Origin of the sequence: Tardiphaga sp. 172_B4_N1_3 (assembly GCF_052076035.1) — a bacterium.
GTDB lineage: Bacteria > Pseudomonadota > Alphaproteobacteria > Rhizobiales > Xanthobacteraceae > Tardiphaga > Tardiphaga robiniae.
The window spans coordinates 4,416,561-4,439,186 of sequence record NZ_CP197238.1; the positions used below are offsets into that span (position 1 = coordinate 4,416,561).

At 61.8% G+C, this 22,626-nt stretch carries 18 protein-coding genes; 1 reads left to right on the plus strand and 17 read right to left on the minus strand.

The window, feature by feature from the left end; all coding sequences use genetic code 11:
- Positions 1-2: 2 nt before the first annotated feature.
- The 7 genes from fdhF to AB7783_RS20920 form a co-directional block, all read right to left on the minus strand.
- The gene (gene fdhF, locus AB7783_RS20890; protein ID WP_441278694.1) at positions 3-2,912 is read right to left on the minus strand and encodes a formate dehydrogenase subunit alpha; all 2,910 of its coding nucleotides are present in this window, start codon (positions 2,910-2,912) and stop codon (positions 3-5) included.
- Between the two features lie 11 nt (positions 2,913-2,923).
- Positions 2,924-4,495, minus strand: coding sequence for a formate dehydrogenase beta subunit (locus AB7783_RS20895; RefSeq protein ID WP_441278695.1), 1,572 nt, complete (start codon positions 4,493-4,495; stop codon positions 2,924-2,926).
- On the minus strand, positions 4,492-4,983 hold the full coding sequence (locus tag AB7783_RS20900; RefSeq protein ID WP_184512234.1) for a formate dehydrogenase subunit gamma: 492 nt from the start codon (positions 4,981-4,983) through the stop codon (positions 4,492-4,494). The genes AB7783_RS20895 and AB7783_RS20900 overlap by 4 nt, the downstream gene beginning before the upstream one ends.
- A 178-nt stretch (positions 4,984-5,161) precedes the next feature.
- Positions 5,162-6,061, minus strand: coding sequence for a LysR family transcriptional regulator (locus AB7783_RS20905; RefSeq protein WP_120287415.1), 900 nt, complete (start codon positions 6,059-6,061; stop codon positions 5,162-5,164).
- Between the two features lie 276 nt (positions 6,062-6,337).
- The gene (locus AB7783_RS20910) at positions 6,338-6,544 is read right to left on the minus strand and encodes a hypothetical protein (RefSeq protein ID WP_068729538.1); all 207 of its coding nucleotides are present in this window, start codon (positions 6,542-6,544) and stop codon (positions 6,338-6,340) included.
- A gap of 471 nt (positions 6,545-7,015) precedes the next feature.
- The gene (locus tag AB7783_RS20915) at positions 7,016-9,013 is read right to left on the minus strand and encodes an O-linked N-acetylglucosamine transferase, SPINDLY family protein (RefSeq protein WP_441278696.1); all 1,998 of its coding nucleotides are present in this window, start codon (positions 9,011-9,013) and stop codon (positions 7,016-7,018) included.
- 195 nt (positions 9,014-9,208) lie between these two features.
- Complete coding sequence (locus AB7783_RS20920) at positions 9,209-10,732, minus strand: porin (protein ID WP_441278697.1); 1,524 nt, start codon at positions 10,730-10,732, stop codon at positions 9,209-9,211.
- A 419-nt stretch (positions 10,733-11,151) separates the two neighbouring features.
- Between AB7783_RS20920 and AB7783_RS20925 the strand changes: the two genes are divergently transcribed.
- Positions 11,152-11,625, plus strand: a complete 474-nt coding sequence (locus tag AB7783_RS20925; RefSeq protein ID WP_244558562.1) for a MarR family winged helix-turn-helix transcriptional regulator — start codon at positions 11,152-11,154, stop codon at positions 11,623-11,625.
- 42 nt (positions 11,626-11,667) lie between these two features.
- Here AB7783_RS20925 and AB7783_RS20930 read toward each other — a convergent pair whose 3' ends face one another.
- The 10 genes from AB7783_RS20930 to AB7783_RS20975 form a co-directional block, all read right to left on the minus strand.
- On the minus strand, positions 11,668-12,810 hold the full coding sequence (locus AB7783_RS20930) for an alpha/beta hydrolase family protein (RefSeq protein WP_441278698.1): 1,143 nt from the start codon (positions 12,808-12,810) through the stop codon (positions 11,668-11,670).
- A gap of 228 nt (positions 12,811-13,038) precedes the next feature.
- Positions 13,039-13,401, minus strand: a complete 363-nt coding sequence (locus AB7783_RS20935) for a Rieske (2Fe-2S) protein (RefSeq protein ID WP_441278699.1) — start codon at positions 13,399-13,401, stop codon at positions 13,039-13,041.
- Positions 13,373-14,077, minus strand: a complete 705-nt coding sequence (locus tag AB7783_RS20940; RefSeq protein WP_441278700.1) for an ABC transporter ATP-binding protein — start codon at positions 14,075-14,077, stop codon at positions 13,373-13,375. The genes AB7783_RS20935 and AB7783_RS20940 overlap by 29 nt, the downstream gene beginning before the upstream one ends.
- Complete coding sequence (locus AB7783_RS20945; RefSeq protein WP_089267863.1) at positions 14,070-14,882, minus strand: ABC transporter ATP-binding protein; 813 nt, start codon at positions 14,880-14,882, stop codon at positions 14,070-14,072. Before AB7783_RS20945 ends, AB7783_RS20940 begins: the two co-directional genes overlap by 8 nt.
- A complete protein-coding gene (locus AB7783_RS20950) occupies positions 14,882-15,928 on the minus strand; it encodes a branched-chain amino acid ABC transporter permease (protein ID WP_441278701.1) in 1,047 nt (348 codons plus the stop codon). Before AB7783_RS20950 ends, AB7783_RS20945 begins: the two co-directional genes overlap by 1 nt.
- Positions 15,925-16,797, minus strand: coding sequence for a branched-chain amino acid ABC transporter permease (locus AB7783_RS20955; RefSeq protein WP_170849610.1), 873 nt, complete (start codon positions 16,795-16,797; stop codon positions 15,925-15,927). The genes AB7783_RS20950 and AB7783_RS20955 overlap by 4 nt, the downstream gene beginning before the upstream one ends.
- Positions 16,798-16,976: 179 nt before the next feature.
- Positions 16,977-18,131: an ABC transporter substrate-binding protein gene (locus AB7783_RS20960; RefSeq protein ID WP_441278702.1), complete on the minus strand. Its 1,155-nt coding sequence runs from the start codon at positions 18,129-18,131 to the stop codon at positions 16,977-16,979.
- A 79-nt stretch (positions 18,132-18,210) separates the two neighbouring features.
- The gene (locus tag AB7783_RS20965; RefSeq protein ID WP_441278703.1) at positions 18,211-19,413 is read right to left on the minus strand and encodes a xanthine dehydrogenase family Fe-S subunit; all 1,203 of its coding nucleotides are present in this window, start codon (positions 19,411-19,413) and stop codon (positions 18,211-18,213) included.
- Positions 19,410-20,243, minus strand: a complete 834-nt coding sequence (locus tag AB7783_RS20970; RefSeq protein WP_441278704.1) for an FAD binding domain-containing protein — start codon at positions 20,241-20,243, stop codon at positions 19,410-19,412. Before AB7783_RS20970 ends, AB7783_RS20965 begins: the two co-directional genes overlap by 4 nt.
- Positions 20,240-22,621, minus strand: a complete 2,382-nt coding sequence (locus AB7783_RS20975) for a xanthine dehydrogenase family protein molybdopterin-binding subunit (RefSeq protein WP_441278705.1) — start codon at positions 22,619-22,621, stop codon at positions 20,240-20,242. The genes AB7783_RS20970 and AB7783_RS20975 overlap by 4 nt, the downstream gene beginning before the upstream one ends.
- Positions 22,622-22,626: the final 5 nt, after the last annotated feature.

Genomic DNA, 22,626 nt, shown 5'->3' on the forward strand with positions numbered 1-22,626 from the left:
ACCTACTCCGCCGCTTCCACGACGGGCATGGCGATCCGGCGCGACTGGCGGGCCTGCTCGTCATATTCCTTCTGCCACTCGGACGGACCGTTCGAGGGCGAGATCTGCACCGCCGTCACCTTGTATTCCGGGCAATTGGTGGCCCAGTCCGAGAACTCGGTGGTGATGACATTGGCCTGCGTGGTCGGGTGATGGAAGGTCGTATAGACCACGCCCGGCGCCATACGCTCGGTGAGCAGCGCACGCAACGTCGTCTCACCGGCACGGCTCTGCAGCTTCACCCAGTCGCCGTCGCGGATGCCACGCAGCTCGGCGTCATGCGGATGCAGCTCCAGACGATCCTCTTCATGCCAGACCACATTCTCGGTGCGCCGTGTCTGCGCGCCGACATTGTACTGGCTGAGAATACGGCCGGTGGTGAGCAGCAGCGGGAAGCGCGGCCCGGTACGCTCGTCGGTGGCAATGTATTCGGTGAGCATGAACTTGCCCTTGCCGCGCACGAAGCCGTCCATATGCATAATCGGCGTGCCCAGAGGCTGCTTCTCGTTACACGGCCACTGCACCGAACCAACCTCCTCCAGCTTCGCATAGGAGACGCCGGCGAAAGTCGGCGTCAGCGCCGCGATTTCGTCCATGATCTCCGAGGGGTGATTGTAGGACATCTCATAGCCGAGTGCCTTGGCGAATCCCAAGGTCACTTCCCAATCCTCAAGACCATTTTTCGGCGACATTACCTTACGGACGCGCTGAATGCGACGTTCGGCATTGGTGAAAGTGCCGTTCTTCTCCAGGAAGGTGGAGCCCGGGAAGAACACGTGGGCGTAGTTGGCGGTCTCGTTCAGGAACAGGTCGTGGACGATGACGCATTCCATCGCCGACAGCGCCGCGACCACATGCTTGGTGTTGGGGTCGGACTGCAGGATGTCTTCGCCCTGCACGTAGAGGCCCATGAAAGTGCCTTCGGTGGCGGCATCAAACATGTTGGGAATGCGCAGGCCCGGCTCACTGTTGAGCTTGACGTTCCACATCGCTTCGAACTGCTCGCGCACCGCATCGCCCGAGATGTGGCGATAGCCCGGCAGCTCGTGCGGGAACGAGCCCATGTCGCAGGAGCCCTGCACGTTGTTCTGGCCACGCAGCGGATTCACGCCGACGCCGGGACGGCCGATATTGCCGGTCGCCATCGCGAGGTTCGCGATCGCGATTACGGTGGTCGAACCCTGGCTGTGCTCGGTGACGCCGAGACCGTAATAGATCGCACCGTTGCCACCGGTGGCGAACAAACGGGCGGCGGCGCGCAGCTCCTTCGGATCGACGCCGGTCATGATGGCAGTGGCTTCGGGGCTGTGGTTCGGCTGCGCGACGAAGGCCGCCCAGTCCTCGAACTCGCTCCAGTCACAGCGCTCGTGGATGAAGGTCTCGTCGGCAAGGCCTTCGGTGACGATGACATGGGCCAGCGCGGTGAGCACGGCGACATTGGTGCCGGGCATCAGGGGCAGATGGTGCTGTGCCTCGATATGGGCCGAGCGCACGATATCGGTTTGGCGCGGATCGACCACGATCAGCTTGGCGCCGGCGCGCAAACGCTTCTTCAGGCGCGACGCAAACACCGGATGGCCATCGGTCGGGTTCGCACCAATGATCATCACGACGTCGGTGTCTTCCACCGAGTCGAAATCCTGCGTGCCGGCCGAGGTGCCGAAGGTTGAGGACAGGCCGTAGCCGGTCGGCGAATGGCAAACGCGCGCGCAAGTATCGACGTTGTTGTTGCCGAAGCCGGCGCGGATCAGCTTCTGCACCACGAATACCTCTTCATTGGTGCAGCGCGACGAGGTGATGCCGCCGATGGAGTCTTTGCCGTGTTTGGCCTGGATGCCCTTGAACTTCTTGGCCGCGAAATTGAAGGCCTCATCCCATGACACTTCCTGCCATGGATCAGTGATCTTCTCGCGGATCATCGGATTGAGGATGCGCTCCTTGTGGTTCGCATAGCCCCAGGCGAAACGGCCCTTGACGCAGGAATGGCCGCGATTGGCCTTGCCGTCCTTGTACGGCACCATGCGCACCAGTTCCTCGCCGCGCATTTCCGCCTTGAAGGTACAGCCGACGCCGCAATAGGCGCAGGTGGTCACAGCGGAGTGCTCAGGCTGGCCGATCTCGATCACGGCCTTCTCGGTCAGCGTCGCGGTCGGACAGGCCTGCACGCAGGCGCCGCAGGAGACGCATTCCGAACCCAGGAAGCTCTCGCTCATGCCTGGCGAGACGCGGCTCTCGAATCCGCGGCCGGAAATCGTCAGCGCGAAAGTGCCCTGTACTTCTTCGCAGGCGCGGACGCAGCGCGAGCAAACGATGCACTTGGAGGGGTCATATGTGAAGTACGGATTGGATTCATCCTTCGCCATCCAGTGATCGTTTTCGCAGGCTTCCGGCGAATTGTGATTGTGCTTCGGGCCAGACTTGGCGAACACATGGTTCTCGCCGTCATAGCCGTAGCGCACGTCGCGCAGGCCGACGGCACCGGCCATATCCTGCAATTCGCAATCACCATTGGCGGCGCAGGTGAGACAGTCGAGCGGATGGTCGGAGATATAGAGCTCCATCACGCCCTTACGCAGCGCCGCGAGCCGCGCATTCTGGGTATGAACCACGAGGCCTTCCATGGCCGGCGTGGTGCAGGAGGCCGGCGTGCCCGCGCGGCCTTCGATCTCGACGAGACAGAGACGACAGGAGCCGAAGGCATCCACCATGTCGGTGGCGCAGAGTTTCGGAATCTGCGTGCCCATCTCCATGGCGGCGCGCATGATAGAGGTGCCCTCGGGCACCGAGACGCTCTGCCCGTCAATGGTCAGCGTGACCATCTTTTCGGACTTCGAACGCGGCGTACCAAAATCGATTTCGTGAACGAGCGACATGTGTTGCTCCTTTACTCTGCGGCCTGAAGGCGCGATGGCGCCGAGCCGAAATCTCCGGGGAAATGTTTCAGCGCACTCATCACCGGATACGGCGTGAAGCCGCCCAGCGCACAGAGCGAACCGAACTTCATGGTGTTGCTGAGGTCCTGCAGCACGGCGATGTTCTCGGCCACGCGTTCGCCGCGGCGGATCTTGTCGATGGTCTCAACGCCACGGGTGGAGCCGATGCGGCACGGCGTGCACTTGCCGCAGGATTCGATGGCGCAGAATTCCATCGCAAAGCGCGCCTGCTTCGACATATCGACGGTGTCGTCGAACACCACGATGCCGCCATGGCCGATCAGGCCGTCACGCTTGGCGAAAGCCTCGTAGTCGAACGGCGTGTCGAACAATTCGCGCGGGAAGTAGGCACCGAGCGGACCGCCGACCTGCACCGCGCGGACCGGCTTGCCGGTGAAGGTGCCGCCGCCGATATCATCAATCAGCTCACCCAGCGTGATGCCGAAAGCGACTTCGAAGAGGCCGCCGAACTTGATGTTACCCGCGAGCTGGATCGGCATCGTGCCGCGCGAGCGGCCCATGCCGTAATCCGCATAGGCCTTGGCGCCGTTGTCGAGGATGAACGGTATCGCCGCAAACGAGAGGACGTTGTTGATGACCGTCGGCTTGCCGAACAGGCCTTTATGCGCCGGCAGCGGCGGCTTGGCGCGGACGATGCCGCGACGGCCTTCGAGACTCTCCAGCAGTGAGGTCTCCTCGCCGCAGACATAGGCGCCGGCGCCGACGCGGACTTCGAGATCGAATGCGTGCGCCGAACCGCGGATCTTGTCGCCGAGATAACCGGCGCGCTTGGCGGCAGCGATACCCGCATTCATCGCCTCGACGGCATGCGGATATTCCGAGCGGATATAGATATAGCCCTTGGTGGCGCCCACGGCGATGCCGGCAATGGTCATGCCTTCGATCACCACAAAGGGATCGCCTTCCATAATCATGCGGTCGGCGAAGGTGCCGCTGTCGCCCTCGTCCGCATTGCAGACGATGAATTTGCGATCGGCCTTGGTATCGGCCACCGTCTTCCACTTGATGCCGGTCGGGAAGCCGGCCCCGCCGCGGCCACGCAGCCCGGAAGTGGTGACGTCGGCAATGATGCCGGCGCTATCCAGCGTCAGCGCGCGCGTGAGACCCTTGTAGCCGTCATGCGCGATGTAATCCTCGACCGAACGGGGATCGACGACGCCGCAGCGCACAAAGGTCAGACGCGTCTGCTTCTTGAGCCACGGAATCTCCTCCGCGACACCAAGACGCAGTGCGTGCTGGCCGTTTGCGACCATCGCATCGAGCACCGACGCAACGTCTTTCTCTTCGACCGGCCCGAAGGCGACGCGACCTTCCGGCGTCGCGACTTCGATCATCGGCTCCAGCCACAGCAATCCGCGCGAACCGGGGCGAATGATCTCGATTGCAAGCTTGCGCTTTTGAGCCTCCGCTTCGAAGGCACTGACGAGTTCATCGGCGCCGACGGAAACGGCGGCCGCATCGCGCGGAATGTAGATCTTCAGAGTTTTATCAGACGATGTCATCGCTGTGCCTCCGCGACCAGCGCATCGATGCGCTTCTCATCGAGGCGGCCAACCAGACGGCCATCGAGCATCGCCGATGGCGCCGTGGCGCAGAGCCCGAGGCAATAGATCGGCTCCAATGTAACACGCTGATCCGCCGTCGTGTTTCCAAACTTTACACCCAATTTCGCTTCCGCGCGCGCCGCAAGTGCATCGCCGCCAGCCGCCTGGCAAGCCTCAGCGCGGCAGATCTTCAGCACATGTTTGCCAGCCGGTTCATGCCGGAAGTCGTGATAGAAGGTGAACACGCCATGGACCTCAGCGCGCGACAGGTTACGCGCCAGCGCGATCATCGGGATTGCCGGCTCCGGCACATAGCCGAAGGCTTCCTGCATCGCATGCAGAATCACGATCACGCCGCCTTCCACATGGGACAGGCTCTCGATGATCTCGGTGCCTCGGTCGGCACTCCAAGGCTCATAAGCATTCGGCTCGTAGGCTGCGTTCATCCCGGTACTCAATTGATCTTATGACTGGAAAACCAATCAAAATTGGAATCGATCCAAAGATCAATAAAGCTGTCTCATGCTGCGATACGGAAACGGTATCGACACCCGGCGAAATCGATGAATTTGAAATGGTTAGCTTGGTTGCAGCGCAGCAATTGCAGCACCCGAAACGAAGGTCTTACGCTTCCAGCGACGGCGCAACCTCCCGGGCGATCTGGACCAGCGTCGCCACCAGCGGGGTCATGGGATCGCGCTGGGGCACCACGAGGCCGACGCCATAATTCACCACGGGATCGACGATCGGGATCATGCGGACGGAGTCATTGGCGGTCAGGCCCAGCGTCTCCGCCAGCTTGGCCGGCATTACGCTGGCCCAACGGCCGGTCTTCACATGGGTATAGAGCACGATGATAGAGTTCGACGTCAGCATCGGCATCGCTTCGGCGCCCACCGATTTCAGGGCACGATCGATGATGCGGCGATTCTGCATATCGGGGGTCAGCAGGCACAGTGGCACTTGGCCGACTTCGCTCCAGGTGACTTCCTTGCGATCGCCGAACAGGCCGTCCGGCGAGGTAAGCAGCCGGTAGCTTTCCTTGTAGAGCGGGATCGAGCGGACTTTGCCCAGCGGTTCATTTTCGATGTAGGTCAGCCCCGCATCGACCTCAAGATTTTCCAGGAGGCCCAGCACCGCCGCCGAAGTGCAGGACATGATTTTAAAGCGTACATCGGGATGCCGCGCACGAAACGGCGTCGTCAGTGAGGCGACCATGCCGAGCACCGTAGGAATTGCGGCGATGCGGATCTCGCCGGACAGACTGTCCTTGAGGCCGTTGATTTCCTGCTTCATCGCGCGAGCATCGCCGACGATGCGGCGTGCCCAATCGAGTGCGCGTTCGCCTTCCGGCGTAAACCCCTGGAAGCGCGAGCCGCGCTGCACCAGCATCACGCCGAGCATGTCCTCGAGCTGCTTGAGGCTCGTGGACATGGTGGGCTGCGTCACGCCGCAAGCTTCCGCGGCGCGGCCGAAATGCCGTTCCTTCGCCAGCGACAACAGCAGTTCAAGTTTTTCGATCAAGGGACGCCCCGCTCCGACCACATCATTTTGCCGAGGTGCGGCGCGACGATCGCCTGTGTGGCCTTCGGTACCCGCCCTCGGGGCAAAGCATATGGTGCGAAGCCGCTTTGCCGCAACCATCGCAGCAGGACGAGTAGAGATCAGCCCCGGCCAAGCTTCCCGCTTTAAGATAGAATCTGGTTGGGGTCTTTGGGGCGGTCTGCTTCGTCGCGGGGTCCAAGGCCCCGGCGACGACAGCAAACGGCAAGTACGATCAGCCAGAAGGCTGATCCGAGATCAACCCAGGCGGCTGATCTGCTCTTCGGTCACGACACGCTCTATGTTCTCGGACTTGCTCTTGATCCGGTAACGCGGGCGACCATCGGCTTCGATCGGAAGGCGAGAGGTGATGGTGTAGATGCTGCGTTCCTTGATGGTGGAACGGCCCTGCGGCCCCTGCAGCTGGTGGTGAACGTCCTCATTAATTGCGTAGTTATGCGCCATTATTCATACTCTCCACGATGAGCGGCTTTTAGCCACAACTTGCTCAAAAAGCAAGAAATCTCTAGCAATTTCGGCCAGATAGCTCGTCAGTCCTGATATGCAACGATGGGCAACAGGTCATAATTTGGATGTCTCTGCGACAGATTCCATCTCATGCTGCTGATCTGGTCAGCAGCAATTCTGCCGTTTTCAGAGGGGGTTGGACTGATTCAAGGGCGTGCCGGCATGACACAGTTCCCGAGCCCTTTCCGCGTTAGCAATAATCCTGGAATACCAGCGGGCCACTCGAAACTGGCCCCAAAAAAGCCGAAAAACCACCGGCAGGGCATTGCCGGTGGTTTCGGAGATTTACAGCAGAGTGCGCGAGTCTCCTCGAAGACTTAGGGCCGTCAAAAATTTGCCGGCTGCGCACGAAAATATTACATGAGCCAGAATGTTGAGCGCAATACCTGATTTGCTCAATCAAATATATTATTGGCCGCTATCGTTAGCGGGAAACATGATGTGGGCTGGCGCCAGCCCTGCCCGGGCCCGTTCGGCCATTTTGCGAAATGCGGTTTCGATATCACGCGCCAGACGCCGGGTGTCGAAGGCCGGCATGTTCAGACGATTGGCCGATAATTTCTCCCGGATCGACGACAACCGCTCGGGATTTTCCGCCAGCTCGATCGCCATACGCTCATAGTCATCTCGCTTCGCCGCAATCAACTCCGGCACACCCAGATTCTGCAGAAGACTCGCGGCAACGCGCCCTGCAAAGGTTTCTCCACGACACGTCAGCAACGGCAATCCAGCCCATAATGCGTCGCTCGCTGTGGTATGCGCATTGTACGGCAACGTATCGAGAAATAGATCCGCACAACGATGCCGCGCCAGATGCTCGGCCGGCAGCATGCGCGCGGCAAAGACCAGACGCGCGGGGTCGATACCCCGCAATTCTGCTTCGCGGCGCAGATTCGCCACAGCCGCAGCGCTGTCCTCCAGCAGCCAGAGAACGCTACCGTCAACGGCTGAGAGAATCCGCGTCCAGCTATCGAAGACATCGGGCGTGATCTTGTAGGCATTGTTGAAGCAACAGAACACAAAGCCCTGCGCAGGCAAGCCGACCTCGGCACGTGTGAATGCACGCGTCGATATCTCCCGGCGATCGTCATTGGCCTGATAGCAATTCGGCAGCCAAGCCACCTTCTCGCTATAGAATTGCCGGTGCTCGGGCGGCAGAACGTGCTGATCGGCGAGGATGTAATCCATGAAACCCGCGCCGAGTGTACCGGGAAAGCCGAGATAATTGATCTGCACCGGCGCGGCCCTGCGCGCGAATACGCCGGTGCGCTGCTCGCCGAAATAGCCGTTGAGATTGACGAGGATGTCGATGCGCTGCGCACGAATGGCGTCCACCGCCTGCGGATCGTTCAGTGTGGAGATATCGACGATCCCATCCACGGCGCCAGCGATGCGTCGCCTGATGTCGCTGCCGTCGTCATACCCGTTGTCGATGGCGAAAATCTCGAATGCGCTTTTGTCGTGCTGCTCCAGCACACCGACCAGCAGCAGCGAGGTCGCCTGCTGTCGAAATTCACCCGAGAGATAGCCGATGCGGATTTTTCCATTCGGCCCGGTCGGGGACGCACGCAGCAGCGGGGCTTGCGTGGGAAAACGCGAGGCGTTGGTCAATTCGGCGCAGCGCTGCAGGCTACGTTCCGAAGTGGCCACGCCTTGCCAGCCAAACGGCTCGGCGGCCAGTTTGCCGGCTATGAGATCAACCTCGATCTCGGCAATCAGCGCATTCGCGTCACGCCAGTCGCAGATCAGCATCTTCTGATGCAGCAGATTGCCCTTCAGCAGCGGCATGTCCGGATTGAGTTGGCGCGCGCGGCCATAGGCCTCCACCGCTTCAGCCGGCATCCGCATCTGGCCAAAGATGTAACCGCGGCCAAACCAAGCTTCCGCCAGATCGGGCTGCAAGGCGAGCGCCGACTCGCAAGCCGCGAGGGCCTCGTCATAGCGCTTCAACTCCGCCAGCGACTTGCTCCTGTTGAAGAATGCTGCAGCGTAGCGCGGATTGAGCGCCAGCGCGCGATCGAAATCCGCCAGCGCGGCGGCGTAGTCGCGCAGATCGTTCAGAACCGTGCCACGGTTATTCAGCGTTTCGGCATTGCCGGGATTGAGCGCCAGCGCTTCGGTAAAACGCTGCAGCGCCTCATCCGGCCGGTTCAGCGCCTTCAGCACCAGGCCGTAATTGTAGAACGTGGCATCCGATGTCGCATTGATACGTAGAGCCGCCTTCAGATGCGGCTCGGCCTCCGCATGGCGCTTCAGCGCGACTAGGACGATGGCCAGAATGTTCAGCGCCGGGAAATGCTTAGGATCCTTGCGCAAGAACTTGCTGAACTCGCGCTCGGCCTCCTGGAGGCGGCCCTGCTGGAAGGCGGCGAATGCGTTTTGAAACAGTTCAGCTGGAGACGCCATGGTTCTTCGGACTTCTGGCTTTGCGGCTTGCATGGTTGGGGCCACGCCGTCCGGTATAGACACCCGCCTCTGTGACGTCGAGAACGCCCGCTCGAGCCGATGAGGTCCGGCCCGGCTCCATAAAACCAAAAACCCCCGGCAGTTTCCTGCCGGGGGTCTTTGGTTCAAAGACTGGTCGTCGTGAGACGATCAGAATTAGAAGGAGCGCAGGATCTGCACCGAACCGTTGTAGAGGTTCTGGTCGGCCGTGTTGAGAACAGTACCGGCTGGCTTGCCCGACATGCTCGTCACAGTGTACGTGCCGTTCAGATTCTGATCGAGGCGGCTGTAGGTGAACTGAGCCGACAGGGTCAGGTTCTGAACCGGGGTCCAGGCGGTACGGGTGCCGATCTGGGCGAGACCCAGGTCGAAGTTACCCGTGCCAGCGAACACACCTGCACGAGAAGCTGCAGCTGCCGACGAGTTGGTACCCGGGCCACCGGGGGTCAGGCCCTGGAAGGCGGCCATCATCAGGTCGTTGCCGGAGCCGTACGAGATATGGCTGTAGTTGCCGAACAGCGACGTACGCCAAGCCGGGTTCCAGTAGTGCTCGTAGAAAGCGCTAACTTCCCAAGCGGAGCTCTGGATGATCTGGCCGTTGGTGGTGTAGACGCCATCGAGCACGTAGCCGAAGCCGAGGGTGTTGCCATCAACCTTCGCGTAACGGCCACCACCCGAGGTGTCGGTCGTGCCACCGAAGACGTACTTGGCAGCGCCCTTGCCGTACGACGCTTCGATCTTCAAGCTGTCGCCTGCGCCGGTGGGCAGGTTCTTGAACTCGACCGCGCCGCTCACAGCGAAGCCATACTTGTCGTCAGCATGGCCGGTTGCTTCGTTCGCGCCGTAGAAGCCCGGGGTTGCAGCGTGCATCGCAGCAGCGAAGTGCAGGGTTCCCCAAGCCTGATCGAGGCGGATATTGCCGACGATGTCAGGAATGTGATTGCCGCCGTAGGCGTTACCCAGGAAGGTGTTCGAGGTCGTACCGTAGAACGCGCCGGTGAACGAGGCCGCACCGGGACCAACGATGAACGTGTTGGTGTTCCAGAGACCGGCGTTGCGGTAGGCCGATGCGTTTTCGATCGAGATCGTGCCCGACACGCCGTTACCGAACGAAGCGGTGTAAGCGAGCTGCGGGATACCGGTCGCGTTGTTCGAACCAGCGTTGAAGCCCGACGAGATGTACGGCTTGGCGAGCGCCCACTGGGGATCGAACTGCGAGACGGCCTTACCGAAGGTGAAGCCGGCGAACTGGATGAACGCGTAGTCGACTTCGGTGTAACCGCCAGCGATCGATTCACGATCCTGGAGGAAGTCGAACTGGATGTTCGCGTAGGTACGAACCACGCCGTATTCGGTCGCGGTGCGGGTGTCCGTCGTCAAGTTGACGCGTTCACGAGTCGAGAAATAGTTCTTGGTCCAGAGATTGTTGCCGCCGGCACCACCCTGCCAGAACGGAACGTCGTAGGTGCTGCCGTTGAACGCAACGTCCAAACGGATCGCGCCGCCGATCTTGATGCAGGTATCGGTGCCTGGGATGTAGTAGAAGCCTGCGCCGTAGAGCGAGCAGATCTTCACGTATTCCACTGCCTTGGCCTTCACCGGAAGATCGGCTGCCTGAGCTCCGCCGATGGCGATCAGACCCGCCGCCGAGCCGAGGATAAGGCTCTTAATCATCGTCATGTTAAACCTCCAAGTTGTCCAAAAGGGAAGGTTCCGGATCTGCCAGGCGCGTGCGCCCGAAGATTTAGTCCCCCAAGTCCCCAAACTAACCGCTAGAGCACTTCGCGCTTTCGGAAACACCCGCATAACGCGAGGCACTCAAGCGAACTACTTCAACGGGACGACTGAGGGTTTCCCCATCGCCGGAACTGAGAATGCCTGCGCAATTCTTAGAAGCAAAATACTTTATGAACTCAGGTAACTTTATCGCGATGCAGTGTGGTTTCCCGGCAACACACGAAATCGTGGTTTGCACGTCACAATTCACTGATACAATTATAGAATTCTGAGAAGTGTGGGACGATGGAATGGCCGGCGGGGCAGTGGTGACTATGCGTGGGGGATCTGCGGGCTGGAACGAAAATGAGCTTTCGATTTGGGTGACCGGCCAGAATCAGGAGATCATCCGACAGTTCATCTGGGACATCGCCTCGATCAACGTCCATCTTGAGGGAATCCGCCAGTTCTGGGCCAAGGAGCTCGGCATCAGCGGACCGCAATGGATGATCCTGATGGCCGTCAGCGACCTCGATCGCGGCAACGGCGTGCCGGTCAAGGATGTGTCCGCCATGCTCCACGTCGACCCCTCCTTCGTCACCACCCAATCCAAGATGCTCGAGAAGAATGGCTTCATGCGGCGCGTCGCGTCCCGCGAGGATGCCCGTGTCGTACTGATGTCGCTGTCCGAAAAGGCCAGCAAGAAGATCTCCGCGCTATCAGCTCGTAGGGAGTCGCTCGGGGATTTCATTCTCAGCGATTTCGACGAGCAGGCCTTGAAGGAGATCGGACAGCACATGTCCCGGCTCAAGAGTCGCCTCGAAAAAGCAACACTGATGCTGGAAGTCGAGAGCTAAACGTCGCCGGGTGAGTGGCGGATCAATCGACCGCGCCGCGCCCTACTTCGTTCGTGAGTCCAGACGATCGACAATCCAGTCGAAAATGAACTCGTTGCCCACTGTCGGAATATCGATCTGGGCGGGCGGGGCCACCGTTTCCGACGCGCGGAAGATCTTCAGTTCGATGTCGAGGCCGTTTTGTTTCATGACGCGGCAACATTCCGTGACGTGATCGACATCGAGCCAGTCGCGTTCGCCCATGGCAACCAGGACCGGGCATTTGATGTTGGCGGCGACACTGCTGCTGTTGAAGCCCTCGATTTCACTCGGACAGCCCAGACCTGCGCGGCCTGAAATGCGGCTGGCAATAAAGGCGCGCTCGTGAAGCTCCCAGATTCCGGCATCGCAAACAGCTGCTGCAAAGCGGTCGTCGAGATTTGCGCCGCGCGTCGCAAAGGCAGCTCCGAGGCCGTCTCCGAAGATCGCAATTCGCTCCTGATCGATATCGCTGCGGTCGGCCAGGAAATCGACCCAGCCGCTGATCGCCGTTTCGACCTCATACCGACAAGGCGACCCGATCATCTCCTGGCTATAGGATTGACCGGGTAAATCGACGAGCAACAGCGAGAGACCACGTTCCAGCGCGTAGCTGGGCACCCTGTGCAGATGCTCTTCCTTGTAGTGGCCCTGCCCGACGACGCAGAGAACGACCGGCAGCGGCCGCGTCGCGCGCGGCGCAGGAACGAAGTATCCCTGCAACACACCGTCCCGCCACGGGATCTCGACGACCTCGCCGGCAGGCGTTGCATGCTGCACGTAAAGTCGGGCGCAATCCTGCATCAAGGCGATGGCTGCGCCTTGCCGCGGATCGCTACAAGCGAGCATGACCTGAGCGGTGCGATAGTAGTTGGCTGCGCGCAGCCAGTTGCTCAGCGCCGTCGGGATGCGGCCGCTGGCCAGCGCCTCCGCGGCGCGCTCACGGTTGATATCAGCCGCGCTGTGCCATTCGCGATACCAGCTCTCGTCATCGCGCGGATTGATGCGCTCCGCCGCCAGGAAACATTCCGAAACGGTACTTCCGCCTTCCTGCGCCGCGCGCAGCACGCGCAAGAACTGCAGCGAAAAGTCCTCATGGCCGGGCCATTGCTGCCAGCCGCGCCCCTGCGACGATGGGATGGCCCTGCCGAAATCGATAATGGTCACATCCCTGGCCCTTGACGGAGATCGCTTGGAAGATCGACGAGAAGCATGGGTCTTGCGCCCATTTGTGTACTGCCAGACACACTCAGGAGTCTGACTTTTCAGCAGTATTATCCGCGCTTTACGAGGGGGCAAGCATGATTATTATACCGCAACTGCACCAATTGAATGCTGCAGCGCCAACGAATTCTGCATCCAGACCCGATGCCGCGTAACTGTCGCGAAGGCTTGTTACTTCGGGACGACGGCCTGTGCATCGACCCAGATTTGTGCACCCCTTTCGCGCACCGGATAGCGTCGCAAACCCCTGCTGGGCCAGCCCGGCGACATGCTGCCGTCTGCCAGATCGAACCAGGCCAGATGACGCGGACAGTGCAGCCGGCGATCGGCGACGCGGCCAAGGCTGAGATCGGCCTGCTCATGTGGACAGGCGCGCTCGCAGGCATAGATGGTCTCACCATCCTGCACGATGAGAACACCAAGGCCAGCCACGCTTACGCAGACGATTGTCTGCTCGGTCAGGCGCTCGCGCGAACAGACCGCGACCCATCGGGCGGGATTGTCGTCATCCGCCAAGATAGGCCCGTCGGACATGCTCGTTCTCGATCAGCTCCGCGCCCGCGCCCGACAGCACGACACGGCCGGACTCCAGCAGATAGGCATGATCGCACATCTCGAGCGCGGCGAAGGCATTCTGCTCAACTAACAAAACAGTCGTGCCGGCGTCGCGGATCGCGCGGATGATCGCAAAGGTACGCTCGACAATGTTGGGCGCGAGACCAAGCGACGGTTCATCGAACATCACCAGGCGCGGCCGCGACATCAGCGCACGGCCAATCGCCAGCATCTGCTGCTCACCGCCGGACAACGTGCCAGCCGCCTGCTTGCGGCGTTCGGCGAGGCGCGGGAACTCGCCATAAATGCGATCGCGGTCCACTGCGACTTCGGACATGTCGGAGCGCAGATAGGCGCCCATGTCGAGATTTTCGGCGACCGTCATGTGCGGAAAAACGCGACGGCCTTCCGGGCAATGCGCTATGCCCTTGGTAAGCACCCGCTGCGCGCCAATACCGGTGATGTCTTCACCGTCGAAATGAAGACTGCCGGAGCGCGACGGCACGAGGCCCGAGATCGCGCGCAACGTTGTGCTCTTGCCGGCGCCGTTGGCACCGATCAGCGCCACAAGTTGCCCGGCCTTGACCGAGAGCGAAATGCCCTTGAGGGCCGAGATCTGGCCATACGCGCAAACCATGTCACGGATCTCAAGCATGGACTGCGACCTCCTTGACCACATCCTTCGCGCTCTGACCGAGATAGGCTTCGATCACTGCGGGATTCTTGCGGATTTCGTCGGGCGGTCCTTCGGCGATGATGCGACCGTAATTCAGCACGACGATCCGATCCGATACGCTCATCACCATCGGCATGTCGTGCTCGACCAAGAGGATCGTGACGCCACGATCCCGGATATTGCGGATCAGCTGCACGAAAGTATGCGTCTCCGACGCGTTCATGCCGGACACAGGCTCGTCCAGCAGGAGCATCTTCGGCTGCGCGGCGAGCGCCAGCGCGACACCGACGAGGCGCTGTTCGCCGTAGGAGAGCGAACCGGCGAGGTCGTTGGCGCGGGCTTCGAGGCCGATCCAGCGCACCAATTCGGCCGCGCGCGCGCGCTGGGCTTTCTCCGATGCGCGGGCGCGCGGCAGGCCGAGAATGGCTTCGGCGAGGCCGAGCTTGCCTTTAAGCTCGCCTTGGCGATGCAGGCCGATCAGGACGTTGTCGTAGACGGTGTCGTTGGGAAACACGCTGGTACGCTGAAAGGTGCGGATGAGCCCGAGATCTGCGATTTCATGCGGTTTCTTGCCCTTGAGGTCCGCGCCGCAATAGTTCACCGCGCCCTTGGTCGGCGTGAGGAAGCCGGTCATGACGTTGAAGGCCGTGGTCTTGCCGGCGCCGTTCGGCCCGATCAGGCTGACGATCTCGCCTTTGTCGACATGGAAATTCATGTCCGAGATCGCGACGAGGCCGCCGAAATGAACGGCGACGTGTTCAATGCTGAGGACTGTCTCGGCCATCACGCGTGCTCCTCGGCGGTGCGTTCGGAGACGGCGATGGACGCTCGTCTGGTTCCACCGGCACGGGCCAAACCGAGTTTCGCAGCAAGCGACGGCACGATGCCGCGCGGCATCACGAACAGGATGACGATAAGCACCACGCCATAGGTGATCCACTGCGCTTCCGGCGGCATGATCGGTCGCAGGAACACAGGCAGCAGGCCGAAGATGACGCCGCCGACGACGGGCCCGGCCAGCGATCCCTTGCCGCCCGACACCACCATGATCACCATGGTCACCGTCGAGATGAAAGCGAAGACGTCGGGATCGATGATGCGGATGTAATGCGCGTAAAGGCTTCCCGCCGCGCCGGCGATACCAGCAGAGATCACGGCAGCCAGTGTCAGCGTCTTTGTCACATCGATGCCGACGGCGACAGCCAGCGTCTCGTTCTCCATCAGCCCGCGCATGGCCCGGCCGTAATGAGAGTGAACGAGGCGCGAAATCAGAAAGTAGGAGATCGCAGCAACGGCCAATACCAGATAGTAGTTGTGAAATTTCGTCTTCAGCACGAGATAGCCAAGCCCCGGCAGACCTATGGTGATCGACGGAATATTGGTCAGCGCCAGCGGGCCCTGCGTCAGCTCGACCCAGTTCAGGGCCACCAGCCTGACAACTTCGGCGAACGAGATCGTGACGATGACGAAGTAAGCGCCGCGCACGCTGAAGGACAGGCGTCCGACCAGATAGCCGCAGAAGCCCGAAATGAGGATCGCCAGAAAGAAGCCTGCAATCGGCGGCCACGGCACGTGGACGATGTGGAAGTCACCGTAGATCGGCACATCGAAGCCCAGCGAGGTCAACGCGCTGACATAGGCGCCGATGCCGAAGAAGGCGATATGGCCAAGACTGAGCTGTCCAGTAAAGCCGAGCAGCAGATTGAGGCTCATGGCGCCGATGATGAAGATGCCGGTCGTGATCAGCGCATTGAGCAGATACGGATCCGTCAGCCACATCGGCACAGAGATGAAGAAGGCAAGACAGAGGAGCGTGACAATCTGTTTCATCCGACGCGCTCCGCCCGTGCGAACAGTCCTGTCGGCTTGAAGATCAGCACCATGATGATGATCAGGAAGCCCATGGCATCGCGATAGCCCGACGAGACGTAGCCGGCACCGAGCTCTTCAGCGAGTGCGAGAATGAAGCCGCCGATGACGGCGCCGGTGATATTGCCGAGACCGCCGAGGATGACGATGGCGAAGGCCTTCACCGCAGCAAGATCGCCCATCTGCGGGAACACGACATAGACCGGACCGAGCAACGCGCCGGCAGCGGCCGCAAGGCTCGAGCCAATGGCAAAGGTCGAGGTGTAGATCAGGCTGACATTGACGCCCATCAGCGCCGCGGTGTCGGAATCCTGGAAGGTCGCGCGCATCGCCTTGCCGAGTTTCGTGAGATTGATCAGCGAGTAGGCAAGCACGATCAGCAGCGCGGCGGCGAACAGCACGAACAGGCGAAGCCAGGACACGGACACGGGCCCGATCACCAGTGGCGCATCGGGAAACGGATTGTCGATGGACTTGGCGACGCCACCCCAGATCCACAGCGCGCCGGACTGCATCGCGATCCAGGCACCGATCATCACCAGCATGGTAGTGTCGATATCGGCGCCGCGCAGCGGCCGCAGCAGCGTGATCTCGATGACCGCGCCCAGCAGCCAGCCCGCGACAATCGCTACCGGCAGCGCGACAAAGAAATTCAGACCGAGCTGATGCACGACAATGAACATCATATAGGCGCCGAACGTGTAGAGGATACCGTGGGTGAAGTTCACCACGTTCATGATGCCGAAGATCAGCGTCAGTCCGATGCCCAGCAGGGCGTAGGTGCCGCCGAGCACGAGCATGTTGACGAGGTGTTGCAGGAGCTGGTCCACGGGTAATCCAATCTCAGTGGTTGACTAACCTCTCCCCGCTTGCGGGGAGAGGTCGGATTGCGAGCGAAGCGAGTAATCCGGGTGAGGGGGAGCCAGTATTCCACCTTGAAGTAGCCCCTCACCCCGGCCCTCTCCCGCAAGCGAGGGGCGAGGGAGCTCATGGCCGGAGCGTGGAAGCTTCAGAGATCCTTCATCACGATCTTGCCGCCGGTGATTTCGACCAGATAGACGTTCGGGAAGCTCTGGCCGCTCTCCGAACCGGCCGGGCCCGACTTCTTGAACACGATGTCGCCGTTCAGGCCCTTGACGTCGATCTTCCAGAGCGCATCCTTGATCGCTGCCGGCTCGGCCTTGCCGGCCTTTTCAATGGCTGCCGCGATGGTGCGGATGCCGTCATAGCCGCGGAAGCTCTCGGTGCAGCCGGCAAAATCGAAGCCGCGCTTCTTCCACTCACCGATGAAGTAGGTGGTGGCTTCCGGATTCGGCGTCTTCTCCGGCATCCAGGGCAGGAAGGTCGTCAGATGCATGGTGTCGTTCGCGGCGGCACCGGCCTGCGCGATGATCTGGTCGGGGTTCTGCGAACCACCGGTGGTGATGATGCGCTTCTTCAGGCCGAGTGCTGCGGCCTGCTTGAAGATCAGCGTGAGCTGGTCGACCGCGGCGGTGATGATCACGGTCTCGGAGTCCGTTGCCTTGATCTTGGCGAGCTGCGCGCTCATGTCCTGCGCTGACTGATCCATGGTCTCGACCAAGCCGATGGTGATGCCCTTCTCCTTCATCATCTTGCTGAAGTCCTCGGCGGTGCCGCGGCCCCAGTCATTGTTGATCACAAGAAAATCCACCTTCTTCAACGCCAGCTTGTCGACGATGTTCTTGAAGGCGGCCGCTTCCACGAAAGACGGCGGCGAGATGCGGAACACGTAAGGATTGCCCGAGGTGGTGATCTTGCTCGCCGACGAGGTCTCGACGACCATCGCGGTTTCGTATTCGACGAGCTTCGGCATTACCGCCAGCGTGAGGCTCGAGCCCCAGGCGCCGAGCATCACCGGCGTCTTGTCGCGGGTGATCAGCTTTTCGGCGACGGCAGCGGCTTCGGTCGGGTTGCTCTTGTTGTCCTCGATGACGAGTTCGATCTTCTTGCCGAGCAGGCCGCCCTTGGCGTTGATTTCGTCGGCGGCGATCTTGGCGCCGTTAACGACATACGTGCCCGACGCGGCAAAGGCGCCGGTCAGCGGTTCGTTGACGCCGATCTTGATGGTTTGCGCAGTCGCAGCGCTGCTCAGGAAAGCAATTGCCAGGGCCGTCGCCGAGGCGGCTTTGATGGTCCGTATCATGTGGTCCTCCAGTGTTACGCTGATGAAACTTGCGCAGTCCAAACCCCGCCGCTCGCATGTCCGCGCGAACGTCGATCTCTCACGCCGATCCTCCGCGCCCGGTGAGGCGGCGAACGACATTCGTCGCGCGCTCACGCAGGAGACCGAGGATCAACGAAACACCATTCAGATCGGCTGCCGCTGACGGCGCCGATGTCGCATCGCCCGACAGGCGGCGATCGAGATTGCCGGCGAATTCCGCGACCAGCCGCGCCGCGAGATCGCGCACCAACCCGCTGCGACCGACCTGCGCCAGCATGCCGGTGAGGCTGTAACCGATGGAAAGCTCCACACGCGTGGCCACGCCGTCATCCTGCGGCACAAGCCGGTAACGAATCTCGCCTTGCGTAGTGGAGCGGCTGCGCTGGTCGTTGCCGACGCCGAGAATGCGGCCGGAGAGATTGGCCTCGTCGCATTCGACGCGCGCGGCACCGTTGAAATTGGCCGAGATCGGTCCGATCTTGACGCGGATCGCGCCTTCGACCCGCTCAGGTCTGGGCGTGCCCACCAGCGTGGCGCCCGGCAGGCACGAGGCGACGGCCGCGATGTCATCGAACAGTGCAAAGACTTTTGCAGGTGGATGCGCGACGGTGAACTGTTGATCCAGCGTGGTCGATGGCGTGAAGTCTGGAATGTCCAGCGGTGCGATGGCTGCAGCCGGTTCGGATACAGCAGGCTGCGCGGGCATCAGCTTCTGGGAGCTGACACAGGCTTTGTGTCCCGAACCCGCCGGCCCCAGCACCTTGCGGCCAGCATCCGGCTCCGGCGCGATATCGCGCGCGCGGCGCTCTGTGATGACCGACTGCACGGCGCGGACGATGCCGACATATCCAGTGCAACGGCAGAGATTGCCTGACATGCCGATGCGGATCTGCTTCTCGTCAGCATCCGGCAGGCGCTTCACCAGATCGCGCGCCGAGACCAGCATGCCCGGCGTGCAGTAGCCGCATTGCAACGCGTGTTCGCGGGTAAAGGCGGCGCGCAGCTCCGTGGCAATCTCGTCATCATCAAGACCTTCGATGGTGGTGACGTCAGCGCCGTCGCAGGCCACCGCATAGGTGATGCAGGAGCGCGTCGGTACGCCATCGACCAGGATCGTGCAGGCGCCGCAGACGCCATGCTCGCAGCCGAGATGCGTCCCCGTGAGATCGAGCGTGTCGCGCATCAGGTCGGCGAGACTCGTGCGCGGCTCGACATCCCTCTTCACGGCACGGGTGTTAACGGTGAGTTCGACCGAGTTCATGCCGCGGCCTCCGCAACAGCCCGGCGCAGAATGGTGACATGGATGTGCCGGTCCGCAGCATCACTCATGCCGCCCTTCGACAGCAGGGTGTCGGCGACGCGCGCGTCGAAGCGCGACTTGAAATCGCTGGTGATACGCCCGCCGAACAGTTCTTCGGCATTCTCAACGATGATCGGCGCGGCTTCGACTGCGCCAATGACGATACGTGCCTTGCCAGCTTCTGGATTGATCAGCACCGCGCCAATGGCATGGGCGAACTCGCCCGTCTTGCGGCAGCTCTTCACATAGCCCCAGCGCGCGGAGCGAGACATCGCCGGCACGCGCACGGCTTCCAGCATCTCGCCGGGCTGCAGCACGCTTTCCAGCGCACCCAGCATGAAATCCTTCATCGCAACACGCCGCGCTCCGCTTGCACTACGCAGCGACAGCGTCGCGCCAAGTGCGGCGAAAGTGGAGACCCAGTCCGCGGACGGATCGGCATGGCTGAGCGAACCACCGACGGTGCCGCGGTTGCGCACCGCGCGATAGGCGATGGCGGAGGCCACGCGTTGCATCGCGCCGCGGGTGACGTCGGGAATGCGGCCATCCTCGATATCGGCATGGGTGACGCAGGCGCCGATCACCAGCTCATCGCCGGCGACTTCCACATGCTTCAGCTCGGCGAGGCCGGTGATATCGACGATGGTGTCGGGAGCCACCAGACGCAGATTCAGCATCGGCCCGAGCGACTGGCCTCCGGCCATGATCTTGATCACGCCATCGCCAGCCATTGCGGCTAAGGCCGAGGCGACGTCGCGCGGGCGCTCATAGGCGAAAGGTGCCGGCTTCATGCGGCGGTCCTCTTCGCATCGCGCGCTGCGAGAATGCCCTGCAGCACGCGGCGCGGCGTGATCGGCGACTGCAGCATCTCGACGCCGAGACCGCGCAGCGCATCGTTCACCGCATTGCCTATAGCCGCCGGCGGCGCGATGGCCCCGCCTTCGCCGATGCCCTTGACGCCGAACTTGGTGTAAGGCGACGGCGTCTCCATGTGGTCGAGCCACGGCATCGGCACTTCGGTCGGACCGGGCAGCAGATAGTCAGCGAGCGTCGTATTCAGCGGCTGACCGGCGCGATCAAACGGCATCTCCTCATACAGCGCTGTGCCGATGCCCTGCGCGAGACCGCCATAGATCTGGCCGTCGACAATCATCGGATTGACCAGCACGCCGCCGTCCTCAACGATGACGTAATCGAGAATTTCCACATCGCCCAAATCAGGATCGACGGCGACGGTGACCGCATGGGCGGCATAGCTGAACGTGCCGCTGTCACGCTGCGGCTTGTAACCGGAGGTCGCCTCCAGGCCGCCGGGATCGACATCCCCGGGCAGATCCTGCGGGCGGCGATACCAAGTGTGGGCGATTTCCTTCAGCGTCACGCTGCCATTGGGCCCGCGGATTTCGCCGTCGACCAGCACGACATTGGCTTCATCGACCTGCAGCAGCTTGGCGCCGATCTTCTTGGCGCGCTCGCCGAGTTCGTGGCACGCCGTCGCCACCGCGCCGCCGGCCATCACCATGCAGCGCGAGCCCCAGGTGCCGGTCGAATAAGGCGTCATCGCCGTGTCGCCATGGACCACGCGAATCTTGCCGACATCGACACCGAGCATCTCGAATGCGACCTGTGACAGCGTCGTCTCCAGACCCTGACCGTGCGAATGCACCCCGACCTTCAGTTCGAGTCCACCATCCGGCGTCAGTCGCGCGGTGGCCTGTTCATGGCCGGGCACCATGGGAATGCCCCAGCCGGAATAGACCGAGGTGCCATGTGCGGCTTGCTCGCAATAGATCGAGAGGCCGACGCCGATCAGGCGTCCATCGGGCTCGCCCTTGCGCTGCCGCGCGCGGATGTCCTCGATATCGATCTGCGCGACAGCGCGGCGCAGCGCCTCGGGATAATCGCCACTGTCGAAATGCTTCTTGGTGATGTTGTCGAACGGCATCTGCTCCGGCCGGACCAGATTGCGCAGACGGACGTCGCCGGGCTCAAGCCCCGCTTCAGCGGCGACCAGATCGAGCATCAATTCCAGCGCGAAACAGACGCCGGTGCGGGCGACGCCGCGATAGGGCAGGATCGGACATTTGTTGGTCGCGACCGAATAGGTGCGGCAGCGATAGGCCCGCATCTGATAGGGGCCGGGCAAAATGCTGACCACCTGCGCCGCTTCGAGGCAGGCCGAGAATGGATAGGAAGAATAGGCACCGGAATCGACCGTTGCTTCGCAGTCGATGCCGCGCAGCGTGCCGTCGCGATCGGCATAGACGGTGATCTTGTAGTGATGCTCGCGGCAGTTGGAACTGGCGACCAAATGCTCGCGGCGATCCTCGATCCAGCGCACCGGGAAGCCGCGCTTCATGGTGAGCCATGACAGACAGACTTCTTCCGGCAGCAAGATGCCCTTGTGACCGAAGCCGCCCCCGACATCCGGCGAGACAATTCTGATCTGTCCTTGATCCATCTCAAGGCAATCGGACAAACCGTTGCGCACAATGTGCGGCATCTGGCTGCCCGTATAGAGCGTGAGCTGATCGAGACGATGATCGAACGTGGCGATGACACCCCGACCTTCGAGCGGCGACATGCATTGTCGCGCGGTCGAGATCTCGCGCGTCACCTTGATCGGCGCATCGAGAGCCTGGGTAATATCGAGTTCGAAGAAGCTTTCGAGAAAGACGTTGTCGCCCCAGTGTTCATGCACCAGAGGCGAGCCGGGCTCACGCGCCTTGAGCATATCGTAGACGGCGGGAAGCTCTTCGAGATCGAGCGTGACGGAGGCCGCGATATCCTCGGCTTCGGCACGCGTCGGCGCGACGCACATGGCGACGAGTTCGCCGACCTGACGAATTTTGTCGGTGGCCAGAATGGGTTGATCGGACGGCTTGAAACCGGCCAGCCCCGTAATCGCGCGGATCGGCTTGATACCGACAAGATCTGCGGACGTGAACACCACGTCGCGATAGCGTTCCGGAATATGGATCGCCCGGATTCGCGCATGCGCCAGTGGACTGCGGACAAAAGCGACGTCCTGCAATCCCGCCAGCCTGATATCGCCGACGAATTGCCCGCGCCCGCGCATGAGGCGATCGTCCTCCTTGCGCGGCACGCGCGCGCCGACGCCCTGCTTTGAGGCAGGCGCGGCGGGCGAGATATCTCGCTCATTGCGCATCGACG